This is a genomic window from Mycobacterium sp. 1423905.2 (assembly GCF_001673155.1).
Classification (GTDB): domain Bacteria; phylum Actinomycetota; class Actinomycetes; order Mycobacteriales; family Mycobacteriaceae; genus Mycobacterium.
Genome location: NZ_LZLE01000222.1, coordinates 1 through 14,116, shown reverse-complemented (window position 1 = coordinate 14,116; position 14,116 = coordinate 1). Strand labels below are relative to the sequence as shown.

Genomic DNA, 14,116 nt, shown 5'->3' with positions numbered 1-14,116 from the left:
CGCAGCGAAGGCCGAGGCACTCTGCACAGGTCAGAGCGTCTGGTGGCGCCCGAAGAACTTGTGGTCTTCGCTGTAACCGCCGTAGCCGCTACCCACCTCGGAGTAGTGGGCGACGAACTCGATTCCCTTGATCCACTTGACCTGTTTGAAGCCGTGCTGCAATTCGTTGCGGAGCCGCAATGGGCGCCCGTGCAAGTATGGGAGCGGCTCGTCGTTCATGTTGTACGCCAACATGGTCATGTGGTGGCCCATCTGCTCGATCGGGTGGGCGTTGTAGTAGATGCCGCCGGTCGCGCCTTCGCCCATCGAGTAGAAGACAACCCATTTCGCCTCGGGCCGGGGTTTGACGATGTCCATGATCGTCTGCATCGACACCCCACCCCATTTGGCGACCCCCGACCAAGCTTGGATGCAGAAGTGTTGGGTGATCTGGTCGTGGTAGGGCAGCGCCCGCAAGTCGTCGAGGGAGAACGCGGTGGGATTCTCGACCAGACCGTAGACCCGTAGTCGCCAGTCCCGAAAGTCGTTCTTTTCCAACTCTTTGTACTCGACGGTCTCCGGCAATCGGCCATTGCGCCAATGGAAGGGCGAGATGTCCTTCTCGGTGAAAGCTCCCGGTTTGGGATTGAGGTTTTCCAGCAGCCGCTGGAACGGGCCGATCAACGCGTAGCCCACCCGCTGAATGAGCCGAGGGTGGCGAATTGTGAAGGGCGTGGCCGCAACCCACGCGATGGCCGACACCACCATCGCCGCGGTGAAGACCAGGAAGCCGACCCAACTGTTGTCGTCACGGGCGGCGAACATGTGGTTCAGGTTGCGCAGCGCGTCAGTCGCGAAAACCAGTGTGACGTGGGCCAATATGAAGAACAGGAAGTAGACGAGCACCAGGAAGTGCAGCGAACGCGCATGCTGGATGCTCAGCCGCTTGCTTAGCCAGTGAACTCGTTGAGACAGTGCCGGCGACATACCCAGGCCGGTGATCAACGCGGCCGGTGCGGCGATGAAAACGGTGGTGAAGTAGGCCAGCAACTGCATCCCGTTATAGGCGACCCAGCCGTTGTCCTCCGGCCAGTCCAACGACAGGTATTGGATGGCAACCGACGCTGCGTTGGGGAAGACGTCCCAACTGGTGGGCACGATGTGCCGCCACTGCCCGGTGACGAACAGCAGGACGTAGAAGACCGCACCGTTGAGCAGCCACAGGACGTCGACACCCAGGTGCCACCACCGGGCCAGGCCGATGGAGTGGCGGAATCCGGGCAACCCCAGCTGGGGCGGCAACGCGACGGTGTCGGAATTGGCAGTCCACAGTGGGTCGTCGGGCACCGGTGGTCCCACCCGTAGCCATTCGTCCTTGCCCGGCGTCGCGTTGCGGCTGAAGTACAAGCGAGGATGGTCACAGAGGATCTGAATCCCGGACCGGATGATGAAGATCATCATGAAGAGGTTGAAGAAGTGCGTCCAGCCCACCCAGGCGGGCAGACCCGGGCGGACCCCCGGGTGCGCGTTGGTCCCCGGGTAGCGCTGGATGAAGGACTGCACAGCGGGCATGTGGTGCAGGCCCTTGCCGATCGCCACCCCGGCCACCAGCAGTGCGAAGCCGATGGGGATCAGCCACAGTAAGTTGAACCACTTGTCGCGTCCCACCCGCAGGCGCGGGGCGGTTGCTCGCCGACTCAGGTCGAACCCGCCGCCGTAGGTCTCAACATCGACGATGTCCTCGGCTGTATGAACCTCTTTGGCGTAGTCGACTCCCAACTGGCGCTCGAGCCGGGCCTCCTCGTCGACCTCGGTCAGGGTTCCGGTAGGGCTGTTGCCGTGTTTGCCTGCGTCCTTCACAAGCCTCAAAATACACCCGAATGCTTGCGCAACGGCAATCGTCTTTCGAGACGAATAATGCTCATAGGAATTTTTTGTTTCGACTGGCAGACGAGCGAGCGAACGGCGTCGACCGTCGCAACCAGCGCAGAACCGCCCGGATTTACCTGAGCCGTCGCACGGGTCGAGTCTCGATGGCGTTGATCGTCAACACCCGGCGACTGATTAGCCAGCCGGCACCGGTCAAGGCGTACTCGTCGTCGTAGCGCAGGTGCCAAACCACGTCCACCGCCTCGCCGGTGTCAGGCCGTCGGTTCCAATGGTGGGCGACGCAGCTGATGCGGCCCGACGCCGTGCCCGGTTGGGCGCCAGGGTGGTACACCTCGCCCACCACGGCGTGCTCGGTGCGCTCGGTCTGGGCGACAGCCGCCACCGCCGCACCGATGGCGTCGCGGCCGCGATGGGAGTGGACCGGCTCCAGAGTGGCCGGGGGGTCGGGCACCAAGAGCTCGGCCGATTCGGTGAAAAGCGTTGTGACTTGCGCGAATTGGCGGTCGTCGACATGCGCTGCATATCGATGCACCAGATCGCTCAGCGCTGCTCGATCTGCTCTCGAACCGGTCACGACGGCACCGGCGTAAGGGCCAGCCGTTGCGCGCAGTCCGACAGCAGATCTTTGGCGTGCTCGATATCGGCGGTGGCCGGCATCGCCAGTATCAGCCGGTGAGCGCCTTGGTCGATCAGACGGCCGGCGCGTTCGGCGTCGATCTTCGTCACCGAGTGGCCGAGTGAGACCTCCAGCAACGCCGGATCGCGACCGGCTGCCGACGCCGCCTCATGCATGGTCGTGATGAGACCGGCCAGGCGGCTTCCGGTCACACCCAGCGGCTGGAAACCGTCGCCGAAGCGCCCGGCTCGGCGCGCCGCGGCCGTGGAATGCCCACCGATATGAATAGGAAGGTGTCCGACGGGCTTGGGGTAGCACATGGCGTCGTCGAAGCCGAAGAACTCGCCATGGTGTGACGCGCCGTCGGGCTCGTGGGCCCAGAGGCTGCGCAAGACGGTCAGCTGTTCGTCGGCGCGTCTGCCTCGGCTGTCGAATTCGACGCCACACGCCTCGAGCTCTTCCCGGAGCCAGCCGACCCCCACGCTCAGCCGGAGCCGGCCACCGGAGAGCACGTCGAGCGTCGCAGCTCGCTTCGCCAGGACAACGGGGTGGTGGTTGGGCAACACCAGGACGCCGGTAGCCAACCCGAGCCGGGTGGTACGAGCGGCCAAGAACCCGAGCAGGTCCAGTGGGTCCGGAATCGGGCAGTCAGCCGCCAAGCCGACTCGGCCGGAACTGTCGTAGGGGTAGACGCTCTGGTAGCGGGTGGCGAGCACGGTGTGCTCGACGACGACGATGGATTCGAAGCCGCAGGCTTCCAGGTGCTGAGCGAAGGCAGTCATCCAGTCGGGGTCGGCGGTGACCCCGGCAGCCACCGGGGCGACAACCCCGACTTTCAGCGGTACCCTGTCGGCGGCCTGCATGGCCATCGAAGCTAACAGGTCGTTGACTGCGGGTGCGGAACCCGGCGCGACAGCGTGCGGTGAAGGCGCGGCGGGCCACCTTATTAATAGGTGTTCGCAGCCGCCTTTCCTGCGCAGGTAAAGGGGAAGAAATGGAAAATCGGCTTCAACAGGCCGACTGAGCCGATCGCCGCTACCATTCCCAGTGAAGGCAAGACGAAAACTTGGGGGATTCGGCGGTTTGGCCGCCACATGGCGAGGTCACGGCAGTTGCCCTACGGTTATCGGCGTAGGGAACGCTTATCCAACAGCTGGGCCAGTCATCCAGCCCATAACCAGGCATTCAGCAGACCGGAAGGTGAATCAACGTGGCTGAAGAGAGCCGCGGACAGCGAGGGTCGGGGTACGGCCTTGGGTTGTCGACGCGGACCCAGGTAACCGGTTACCAGTTCCTGGCCCGCAGAACCGCGATGGCGTTGACCCGCTGGCGCGTCCGGATGGAGATCGAGCCAGGCCGGCGGCAGACGCTGGCCGTGGTGGCGTCGATCTCCGCGGCGGTCGTGATCTGCCTGGGGGCGCTGTTGTGGTCGTTCATCAGCCCGTCCGGTCAAATCAACGAATCACCGATCATCGCCGACCGTGACTCCGGCGCGTTGTATGTCCGCGTGGGCGACCGGTTGTACCCCGCGCTCAACCTGGCCTCAGCACGGCTGATCACCGGCCGGCCCGACAACCCGCACCTGGTGCGGTCCAGCCAGATCGCCGGCCTGCCGCACGGGCCGCTGGTCGGTATCCCGGGCGCGCCGACCGAATTCGCGCCGAAGAACCCGCCGGCGTCATCCTGGCTGGTGTGCGACACGGTCGCCACGTCGTCGAGCGTCAGCGCACCGTCCGGCGTGACGGTGACCGTCATCGACGGCACTCCCGATATGTCTGGCCACCGGCGCATCCTCAAGGGCTCCGACGCCGTGGTGCTGAACTACGGCGGAAGCGCCTGGGTGATCCGGGAGGGCCGCCGCTCGAAGATCGACGCAACCGACCGGTCGGTGTTGCTGCCGCTGGGACTGACGCCCGAGCAGGTCAGTCAGGCCCGACCGATGAGTCGTGCCCTCTACGACGCCTTGCCGGTGGGACCCGAACTGCTCGTGCCCGACGTGCCGAACGCCGGCGCGCCCGCGACCTTCCCCAACGCTCCCGGTCCGGTCGGCACGATCCTCGTCACGCCGCAAATCAGTGGGCCGCAACAGTATTCACTCGTCTTGGCCGACGGAGTGCAAACGCTGCCGCCGCTGGTGGCGCAGATTCTGCAGAACGCCGGCCGTCCGGGTAACACCCGACCGGTGACCGTGGAACCCTCGCAATTGGCCAAAATGCCCGTCGTCAACCGCCTGGACCTGTCGGCCTACCCGAACGAGCCGTTGAATGTGCTCGACATCCGGGAGAACCCGTCGACCTGCTGGTGGTGGGAACGGACCAACGGAGAGAACCGGGCCCGGGTCCAGGTCATCTCCGGGCCGACCATCCCGATCCCGAGCAATGAAACCAAGCGGATTGTCAGCCTGGTGAAGTCGGACACGACCGGCCGGGAAGCCGACCAAGTCTATTTCGGTCGCAACTACGCGAATTTTGTTGCGGTGACCGGTAATAACCCTGGCGCCCAGACAACCGAATCGTTGTGGTGGCTCACTAATGCCGGCGCCCGATTCGGTGTGGACGACACAAAGGAAGCGCGCGAGGCACTGGGCTTGACCTTGACGCCGAGCACGGCGCCGTGGGTGGCGCTGCGGTTGCTGCCGCAGGGGCCCACGCTGTCCCGCGCGGATGCGCTGGTGGAGCACGACACCCTACCCATGGACATGACCCCGGCAGAATTGGTGGTACCTAAGTGAAACGCGGATTTGCCCGGCCGACACCGGAAAAGCCTCCGGTCATCAAGCCGGAGAACATCGTCCTCCCGACGCCGCTGAGCATCCCGCCACCAGAGGGGAAGCCCTGGTGGATCGTCGTGGTCGGCGTCGTGGTGGTCGGCTTGCTGGGCGGCATGGTCGCCATGACCTTCGCCAGCGGATCCCGAGTATTCTCCGGCGCCGGCGCGATTTTCCCGATCTTCATGGTCGGCGGCATGGCGATGATGATGTTCGGCGGCCGATTCGGCGGTCAGCAGCAGATGAGCCGGCCGAAGCTGGACGCGATGCGCGCCCAGTTCATGCTGATGCTCGACATGCTGCGCGAGACCGCCCAGGAGTCGGCGGACAGCATGGACGCCAATTACCGGTGGTTCCACCCGGCCCCGAACACGCTGGCGGCCGCCGTCGGATCGCCGCGGATGTGGGAGCGCAAGCCGGACGGCAAGGACCTCAACTTTGGTGTCGTTCGCGTCGGCGTCGGAATGACCCGTCCCGAGGTGACCTGGGGCGAGCCGCAGAACATGCCGACCGACATCGAGCTCGAGCCGGTCACCGGTAAAGCGCTCCAGGAGTTCGGTCGCTACCAGAGCGTGGTCTACAACCTGCCCAAGATGATCTCGCTGCTCGTCGAGCCGTGGTACGCGCTGGTCGGGTCGCGCGAGCAGGTGCTGGGCTTGATGCGCTCGGTCATCTGCCAGCTGGCCTTCTCGCACGGGCCGGACCACGTCCAGATGATCGTGGTCAGTTCGGACCTCGAGGAGTGGGAGTGGGTGAAGTGGCTGCCGCACTTCGGTGACGCACGGCGCCACGACGCGGCGGGCAACGCCCGGATGGTCTACAGCTCGGTGCGCGAGTTCGCCGCCGAACAAGCCGAATTGTTCGCCGGCCGCGGGTCATTCACTCCGCGGCACGCCAGTTCGTCCGCACAGACCCCGACGCCTCACCACGTCATCATCGCCGACGTCGACGACCCGCAATGGGAGTACGTGATCAGCGCCGAAGGCGTCGACGGCGTCACGTTCTTCGACTTGACCGGCTCGTCGATGTGGACCGGTGTTCCCGAGCGCAAGTTGCAGTTCGACGACAAGGGCGTCATCGAAGCGCTGCCCCGCGACCGCGACACCTGGATGGTGATCGATGACAAGGCGTGGTTCTTCGCCCTCACCGACCACTTCAGCAGCGCCGAGGCAGAAGAGTTCGCGCAGAAGGTGGCGCAGTGGCGACTGGCCGAAGCATACGAAGAGATCGGTCAGCGGGTCGCCCACATCGGTGCCCGAGACATCCTGTCCTACTACGGCATCGACGACCCGGCGAGCATCGACTTCGACTCGCTGTGGGGCAGCCGCACCGACACAATGGGCCGGTCGCGGTTGCGCGCTCCCTTCGGTAACCGGTCCGACAACGGCGAGTTGCTGTTCTTGGACATGAAATCCCTGGACGAAGGCGGCGACGGTCCGCACGGTGTCATGTCGGGTACCACCGGTTCCGGTAAGTCGACGCTGGTGCGAACCGTGATCGAATCGCTGATGCTCGGCCACCCGCCCGAAGAGCTGCAGTTCGTCCTGGCGGACCTCAAGGGTGGATCGGCCGTCAAGCCGTTCGCCGGAGTGCCGCACGTCTCCCGCATCATCACCGACCTGGAAGAAGACCAGGCTCTGATGGAGCGCTTCCTGGACGCGCTGTGGGGCGAGATCGCGCGCCGCAAGGCCATCTGTGACAGCGCGGGTGTGGACGACGCCAAGGAGTACAACGCGGTGCGGGCCAGAATGCGGGCCCGCGGCCAGGACATGGATCCGCTGCCGATGCTCGTCGTCGTCATCGACGAGTTCTACGAATGGTTCCGGATCATGCCGACCGCCGTCGACGTCCTCGACTCGATCGGCCGGCAGGGTCGTGCCTACTGGATCCACCTGATGATGGCGTCGCAGACCATCGAGAGCCGCGCCGAAAAGCTGATGGAGAACATGGGTTACCGGTTGGTGCTGAAAGCACGTACCGCCGGGGCCGCGCAGGCGGCCGGTGTGCCGAACGCGGTGAACCTGCCGGCTCAGGCCGGTCTGGGTTACTTCCGCAAGAGTCTCGAGGACATCATCCGGTTCCAGGCGGAGTTCTTGTGGCGGGACTACTTCCGCCTCACCAGCGTGGACGGCGAGGAAGCCCCGGTGTTGGTGCACAGCATCGACTACGTTCGCCCCCAGCTGTTCACCAACTCGTTCACGCCTCTGGAAGTCAGCGTGAAGGGGCCCGACACTGCGCCCGAGATCGGCCAGACCAACGGCTCCAACGGTGGGTTGCTCAATGGTGACGGCGCCGAGGAGGAGGACGAAGAGGGTATCCGCACCCCCAAGGTGGGCACGGTGATCATCGATCAGCTGCGCAAAATCGACTTCGAGCCCTACCGGTTGTGGCAACCGCCGCTGACCCAGCCCGTGGCGATCGACGAGCTGGTCAACCGATTCCTCGGCCGCCCCTGGCACAAGGACTACGGCACCGCCCGCAACCTGACCTTCCCGATCGGGATCATCGACCGCCCGTTCAAGCACGACCAGCCGCCGTGGACGGTCGACACCTCCGGACCCGGCTCCAACGTGCTGATCCTGGGCGCCGGTGGTTCGGGTAAGACCACCGCACTGCAGACGCTGATCTGCTCGGCGGCGTTGACGCACACTCCCGAGCAGGTGCAGTTCTACTGCCTGGCTTACAGCAGCACCGCGCTGACCACCGTGGCTCAGCTCCCGCACGTGGGTGAGGTGGCCGGTCCGACCGACCCGTACGGCGTCCGTCGCACCGTTGCCGAGCTGCTGGCGCTGGTGCGCGAGCGCAAGCGCACCTTCCTCGAATACGGCATCGCCTCGATGGAGATGTTCCGGCGCCGCAAGTTCGGTGGGGAAGCGGGCCCGGTGCCCAACGACGGCTTCGGGGATGTCTACCTGGTCATCGACAACTACCGCGCGCTGGCCGAAGAGAACGAGGTCCTGATCGACCAGGTCAACCTGATCATCAACCAGGGCCCCTCCTTCGGCGTCCACGTGGTCGTCACCGCCGACCGTGAGTCGGAGTTGCGGCCGCCGGTGCGAAGCGGTTTCGGCTCCCGGGTTGAGCTGCGCCTGGCCGCGGTGGAAGACGCCAAGCTGGTGCGTTCCCGCTTCGCCAAGGACGTTCCGGTCAAGCCGGGCCGCGGCATGGTCGCGGTCAACTACGTCCGCCTCGACAGCGACCCGCAAGCCGGTCTGCACACGCTGGTGGCCCGTCCGGCGCTGGCCAATACGGCCACCAACGTCTTCGAGTCCAACAGCGTGGCGGCCGCCGTGAGCCGACTCACCAGCGGGCAGGCCGCGCCGGTGCGCCGGCTGCCGGCCAAGTTCGGTGTCGAGCAGGTCCGCGAATTGGCCGCGCGCGACACCCGCCAAGGCGTTGGCGCGGGCGGTATCGCCTGGGCGATCTCGGAGCTGGACCTGCAGCCGGTCTACCTCAACTTCGCCGAGAACTCGCACCTGATGGTGACCGGTCGACGCGAATGCGGCCGAACCACGACGCTGGCCACCATCATGTCCGAGATCGGCCGGCTGTACGCGCCGGGTGCCACCAGCGCGCCCACGCCGCCGCCCGGCCGACCGTCGGCGCAGGTGTGGCTGGTCGACCCGCGGCGTCAGCTGCTGACCACCCTGGGTTCGGACTACGTGGAGCGGTTCGCCTACAACTTGGATGGCGTTGTGGCGATGATGGGTGAGCTTGCGGCGGCCCTGGCCGGCCGGGAACCGCCGCCCGGATTGTCCGCCGAAGAGCTGCTGTCACGTTCGTGGTGGAGCGGCCCGGAGATCTTCTTGATCGTCGACGATATCCAGCAGCTGCCGCCGGGCTTCGACTCGCCGTTGCACAAGGCGGTTCCGTTCGTCAACCGGGCGGCCGACGTGGGCTTGCACGTCATCGTCACAAGGTCGTTCGGTGGCTGGTCGTCAGCGGGCAGTGACCCGATGCTGCGGGCCTTGCACCAAGCTAATGCGCCGCTGCTGGTCATGGACGCCGACCCGGACGAGGGCTTCATCCGCGGCAAGATGAAGGGTGGGCCGCTGCCTCGCGGTCGAGGCCTGCTGATGGCAGAGGACACCGGCGTGTTCGTTCAGGTGGCCGCCACCGAGGTGCGCAAGTAGAACCGTGCGTTGGGGCTGAGCGGCTTGGCTCAGCCCCAACGCAGCGGTAAAGCCTTGAGGGCGAACGTCTTCGATGGAAACGAGATCTCGGGGGCATACCCTTCGTGCAGTTCGAAGTCGGGGATCTGCGTGAGCCACTCCGCCACGATGACGGTCAGCTCAATGCGCGCCAGGTGAGACCCCAGGCAGCGGTGCGGCCCGCCGCCGAATCCCCAGTGCCGGTGCAGTTTTCCGTCCATGACCAGGTCGTCGGTGGACATCTCGTCGCTACCGTCGCGGTTGATCGCGGCCATGCACAGCCGCACCTGCGAGCCGGGGGGAAGCGTCATGCCGCCGACGTTGACGAAGTCGGTGGTAATCCGGGGCGCGACCGGCGCCGACGGCTCCAGTCGAACGATCTCTTCGATGAAAACCCTGGTCTGCTTAGGGTTTTCGCGCAGTTCGGCGCGCAGTTGCGGTCTGCGCGCCAGTTCGAACAGCGAGAAACCGATCGCTGCGGTCACCGTGTCAAGGCCCGCCAAGATCAACAGGTGGCTCATGCCGAGCAATTCGATATCGCTGAAATCACCGGGACCGGTCATGATCTGGGACAGCATGTCCGAGCCCGGGCTTTGCCTGCGTTGCCGGACGGCGTCGACGAGGTATTCGAACAGCTCGAGCTGCGCCCGCTCCATCTCCGCCGCAGACGGAAACGGTGTGTCACCGATGCTGGCGTCTTTCCAAGCGATCACCCGATCACGGTCTGCCACTGGCAATCCGTAGAGGTCCAGGAACACCTGAAACGGGTACAGACGCGCAAAATCAGCCATGGCCTCGCATTCGCCGCGGCTGGTGAGGGCACCGATCATCTCGGCGGCGTGGCGTTCGAGCACCGGCCGTGACTTGTTCAGCGCCAGGGGGCTGAAGTAGGGCTGCAAGATCTTGCGGTACCGCGTGTGCTCCGGCGGATCGAAGGACAGTGGCACTACCGGCAGCGGGTTGCCCGGCGGTTGCAACACCCTAGAGGAAAAAATCTGGGGGTTGCGCAGGGCTGCGAGGACATCCTCACGACGGGTCAGATAGTAGTAACCGTTCATGAACACCACCGGCCCCGCGTCGCGCAGCGTCTTCCATCCGACGCCCCGGTCTTCGGCCAACGGAAGCGACGAGTACTCAAGCCGTGGAAGGTAAAACGCGCCGGCCTGGCTTTCACCAGAAATGCTCATACTCTGAAAAGAATCTCTCCCTATGGTCCGACCACGCGGACACCGGTGGGGCCAAAGCCGCGCTGCCCCAGCTCAATATGGCACGGCCGGCGAACCCTCACCAATTCGGTATGCGGTCTGGTTCATGGACGGTGCCGTGGCCAGGCGCCGGTTAGTCTGGCTGCAGCGGTGAAGGAAGGACGCCCCGATGAAGATTCGTCTTGAGCAGTCGAAGTGTGTGGGGCACGCCCAGTGCTACGCGGTGGACCCGGACTTCTTCCCGATCGACGACTCCGGCTACTCGATACTGCGCGAGCACCACGTGCGCCGGGAAGACGAACAGCTGGCCCGAGACGGTGTCGCTTCCTGCCCGGAGATGGCGCTGATCCTCGAAGAGGACTGATCCAACTCAGATCGTTTTCCCAGGTGGCACGGATGGATGCCGACATCTGACTTAACGGCGGTTTAACAAACGTTTGCGCGGAATGAATAGTTGGCGTCGTCGGCAGCTTCGGCCCAGTTCGGCCCTTAGAGTTTCGTATGAGCAACGGTCTGATAACAGACATGATCGCTGCCAGACGCTAGGGGACTGACGGGATATCGAGGCAGAAAGCACTAGCCACGAATGATCCCAGCATTGGCTCAACGATGGACGCCCGGAGTGCATCGGGCTGGTCCGAGGATGCGCTCGGGCCACAGAACTGAAGGTATTCGCAGCAGCAGCGTGGCTGAACTGCGCGATAACGACAGCTTTAGGCCGCCGTTCGTGGTCGTTGAGGAGGGGAGTTGTTCGACTTCGGGGCGCTGCCGCCGGAAATCAATTCGGGCCGGATGTATTCCGGTCCGGGGTCGGGGTCGATAATGGCCGCTGCCTCCGCCTGGGATGGGGTGGCAGCTGAATTGGGTTTGGCCGCAAGCGGATACGCGTCGGTCATCGATGAGTTGACCAGCGCACCGTGGCTGGGACCGGCTTCGCGGTCGATGATGGCCGCGGTCGCGCCCTATGTGGGCTGGCTCAGCGCGGTTTCGGCGCAGGCCGAGGATGCCGCAAGTCAGGCGCGCGCAGCCGCGGCCGCCTATGAAACCGCGTTCGCGCTGACGGTTCCCCCGCCGGTGATCGCGGCCAACCGGGTGTTGTTGATGACGTTGATCGCCACGAATTTCTTCGGGCAGAACACGCCGGCGATCGCCGCGACCGAAGCGCAGTACCTGGAAATGTGGGCCCAAGACGCCGTCGCCATGTACGGTTACGCGGCCTCGTCGGCGCTGGCCACGGAGTTGAGTCGGTTCTCCGCACCACCGAACACGACCAGCCCGGACGCCGTTGGCAACCAGTCCGCTGCGGTCGCCCAGGCGACCGCCACGCCCGCCGGCAATTCTGCGCAAAACACGGCGGCGACGATTCCGCAGTTGCTGTCCAACGCCGCAGCACCGCAAGCCGCGGCTCAGCAGCTGGCGGCGGCGCCGGCCGAAGCCGCGCAACCCAACTTCATCTGGAACACGATCCAGGACTTCCTGATGTACGGGTTGCCTACGCCGGCCAACAACTACACGGGCCTGACCGGCGCCAACTACACCGCGGTGATCAAGCAGACCCTGCAGGCCTACTTCGGCGTCGGTTTGGGCAGCTTCGGCGCCTCGATCTGGCAGCAAACATTCCAGGGCCTGGGTACCACGGCCGGCGCCAGTGGTGCCTGGTACCCGACACCACAGTTCGCCGCCCTAGGCGCGGGTGGGTGGAACTTTCACAGCGGGGCCGGCCTGGCAAGCGTTGCTTCGTCAACCAAGGTCGGCGGTCTGTCGGTCCCGGCGAGTTGGGGCAACGCGCCAGGCGCTGTTCCGGGTGCGGTGGAGGGCTCCACCACCAAGCTCGTCAGCGCACACCTCGGCGCGAACGGTGCACCGATGGGACCCGAGGCCGGTCAAGGCGGAATAAACGGCGCCATGCGAGGCTTCCCGGTTGGATCGCGCAGCGCCCAACGCGCAGGGAACATGGGCGTCCGATACGGAGTCCGCTACAGCGTCCTGACCCGCCCACCGTCAGCAGGATAACCAGATGTCGTTCGACCGCAATAATCACCAAATTCATTGAGCCGGAACGTTATCGAGGAGGAGATCGAATGTCTTACGTGACCACGCAACCAGAGGCCCTGGCGGCGGCGGCCGGCACCTTGCAGGGGATCGGCTCGGCGATGGGTTCCCAGAATGCCGCGGCTGCCGCGCCCACGACGGGCGTCGTTCCTGCCGCCGCCGATGAGGTGTCGGCCCTGACGGCGGCACAGTTCGTCGCCCACGCGCACATGTACCAGGCGGTCAGCGCACAGGCCCAGGCCATCCACGACATGTTCGTCAACACCTTGGGCGTCAGCTCCGGGTCGTACGCAGCGACCGAAGCGGCCAACGCGGCCGCGGCCGGCTAAGGAGTCAACACATGGCACTCGATCTTGGCACGCTACCGCCCGAGGTCACCTCGGCGATGATGTACTCCGGTCCCGGAGCCGCATCGTTCGTGGCCGCGGCTTCGTCGTGGAACGCGCTGGCCGCGGAGCTCACGTCGGCAGCCCAGGGTTACGAGCAGGTGCTCGCCCAACTGGCCGGCGAAGAATGGCTGGGGCCGGCGTCGGCCACCATGGTGGAGGCCGTCCAGCCGTATGTGACCTGGATGACCACGACGGCCGGCCAGGCCGAACAAGCCGGAGCGCAGTCCCAGGCCGCGGCAGCCGCGTTTGAGACGGCATTCGCCTCGGTGGTCCCGCCGCCTGTGATTGCCGCGAACCGCGCTGCGCTGGCCCAAGCGGTTCAGACCAACATCCTCGGTCTGAACAACGGTGTCATCGCCCAACTGGAGTCTCAGTACCTGGAGATGTGGGCGCAGAACGCGTCGACCATGTACAACTACGCCGGAGCGTCGGCGGCGGCCAGCCAATTCACACCCTTCAAGGCGGCTCCGTCCATTGCGAATCCGGCGGGGACGTCCACGCAGGCCGCCGCTGTCACCGCGGCCCAAGCGGCACCGGCTGCTTCGATTCAGGACTCGTTGCAGAGTTTCTTCAACCAGATCACCGGGCAGCTTGGCCAGCTGGCCTCGCCCGCTGGCACCAATGCGTTGGCGCAGCAACTGACCACCAGCAACCCGCTGCTCACCGAGGTGTGGTTCCTGATCAGCGGGCAGACCGTGTTGCCATCCAACCTCGGGACCTTCCTGACCGGATACAACAACTACGCCAGCTTCTTCTACAACACCGAAGGTCTGCCGTACTTCAGCGTTGGTATGGCGAACTCCGGTGTGCAGGTGGCCAAGTCGGCGGGCATCCTGGGTGGCGCGGCGCCGGCGGCCGCCGCGGCCATCCCCAAGCCGCCGATCAGCGGCGCGATCGGTGCCGCCGGTGGTCAGGTGGCAGCCGGGCTGGGCAGCGGCGCCCACGTCGGTCACCTCGCGGTGCCGGCCTCGTGGCCCGGTGCGTCGACAGCACCGGCGGCCGTACGCCCATCGGTCCAGCTGATCAGTGAGCCCATCACCACCGGTGAGTCCGGAGCGGGAAACGTG

10 protein-coding genes are annotated in these 14,116 nt (G+C 65.5%); 6 read left to right on the top strand and 4 right to left on the bottom strand.

Going from position 1 to position 14,116, the window contains the following annotated elements; all coding sequences use genetic code 11:
• Positions 1–30: 30 nt before the first annotated feature.
• The 3 genes from A9W95_RS13600 to A9W95_RS13590 form a co-directional block, all read right to left on the bottom strand.
• On the bottom strand, positions 31–1,758 hold the full coding sequence (locus tag A9W95_RS13600) for a molybdopterin-dependent oxidoreductase (protein ID WP_156746188.1): 1,728 nt from the start codon (positions 1,756–1,758) through the stop codon (positions 31–33).
• A gap of 223 nt (positions 1,759–1,981) precedes the next feature.
• Positions 1,982–2,443 (bottom strand): nuclear transport factor 2 family protein, encoded by a 462-nt coding sequence (locus A9W95_RS13595; RefSeq protein ID WP_067413334.1) that lies wholly within the window; start codon positions 2,441–2,443, stop codon positions 1,982–1,984.
• Positions 2,440–3,324 carry an LLM class F420-dependent oxidoreductase gene (locus tag A9W95_RS13590; protein ID WP_067413373.1) on the bottom strand — a complete coding sequence of 295 codons (885 nt, stop codon included), beginning with the start codon at positions 3,322–3,324 and terminating at the stop codon, positions 2,440–2,442. Before A9W95_RS13590 ends, A9W95_RS13595 begins: the two co-directional genes overlap by 4 nt.
• Before the next feature lie 371 nt (positions 3,325–3,695).
• Between A9W95_RS13590 and eccB the strand changes: the two genes are divergently transcribed.
• Entirely contained in the window at positions 3,696–5,216 is a 1,521-nt protein-coding gene (eccB, locus tag A9W95_RS13585) for a type VII secretion protein EccB (protein ID WP_067413331.1), read from the top strand.
• Positions 5,213–9,385 (top strand): type VII secretion protein EccCa, encoded by a 4,173-nt coding sequence (gene eccCa / locus A9W95_RS13580; RefSeq protein ID WP_067413328.1) that lies wholly within the window; start codon positions 5,213–5,215, stop codon positions 9,383–9,385. The genes eccB and eccCa overlap by 4 nt, the downstream gene beginning before the upstream one ends.
• A gap of 29 nt (positions 9,386–9,414) precedes the next feature.
• Here eccCa and A9W95_RS13575 read toward each other — a convergent pair whose 3' ends face one another.
• Positions 9,415–10,590: a cytochrome P450 gene (locus A9W95_RS13575; RefSeq protein WP_067413325.1), complete on the bottom strand. Its 1,176-nt coding sequence runs from the start codon at positions 10,588–10,590 to the stop codon at positions 9,415–9,417.
• 187 nt (positions 10,591–10,777) lie between these two features.
• On the opposite strand from A9W95_RS13575, the gene A9W95_RS13570 reads away from it, so the two are divergent.
• From A9W95_RS13570 to A9W95_RS13555, 4 genes are all read left to right on the top strand, one after another.
• On the top strand, positions 10,778–10,972 hold the full coding sequence (locus tag A9W95_RS13570; protein ID WP_067413322.1) for a ferredoxin: 195 nt from the start codon (positions 10,778–10,780) through the stop codon (positions 10,970–10,972).
• 383 nt (positions 10,973–11,355) lie between these two features.
• Entirely contained in the window at positions 11,356–12,621 is a 1,266-nt protein-coding gene (locus tag A9W95_RS13565) for a PPE family protein (RefSeq protein WP_067413319.1), read from the top strand.
• A gap of 68 nt (positions 12,622–12,689) precedes the next feature.
• Positions 12,690–12,989, top strand: a complete 300-nt coding sequence (locus A9W95_RS13560; RefSeq protein WP_067413315.1) for a PE family protein — start codon at positions 12,690–12,692, stop codon at positions 12,987–12,989.
• Positions 12,990–13,000: 11 nt separating this feature from the next.
• Positions 13,001–14,116: PPE family protein (locus A9W95_RS13555; RefSeq protein WP_067413313.1), on the top strand; the 1,116-nt coding region annotated here is incomplete at its 3' end.

Coding starts and splice junctions, on each gene's coding strand:
- A9W95_RS13575 (WP_067413325.1), bottom strand. CDS start 10,590: ATGAGCATTTCTGGTGAAAGCCAGGCCGGCGCGTTTTACCTTCCACGG.
- A9W95_RS13570 (WP_067413322.1), top strand. CDS start 10,778: ATGAAGATTCGTCTTGAGCAGTCGAAGTGTGTGGGGCACGCCCAGTGC.
- A9W95_RS13560 (WP_067413315.1), top strand. CDS start 12,690: ATGTCTTACGTGACCACGCAACCAGAGGCCCTGGCGGCGGCGGCCGGC.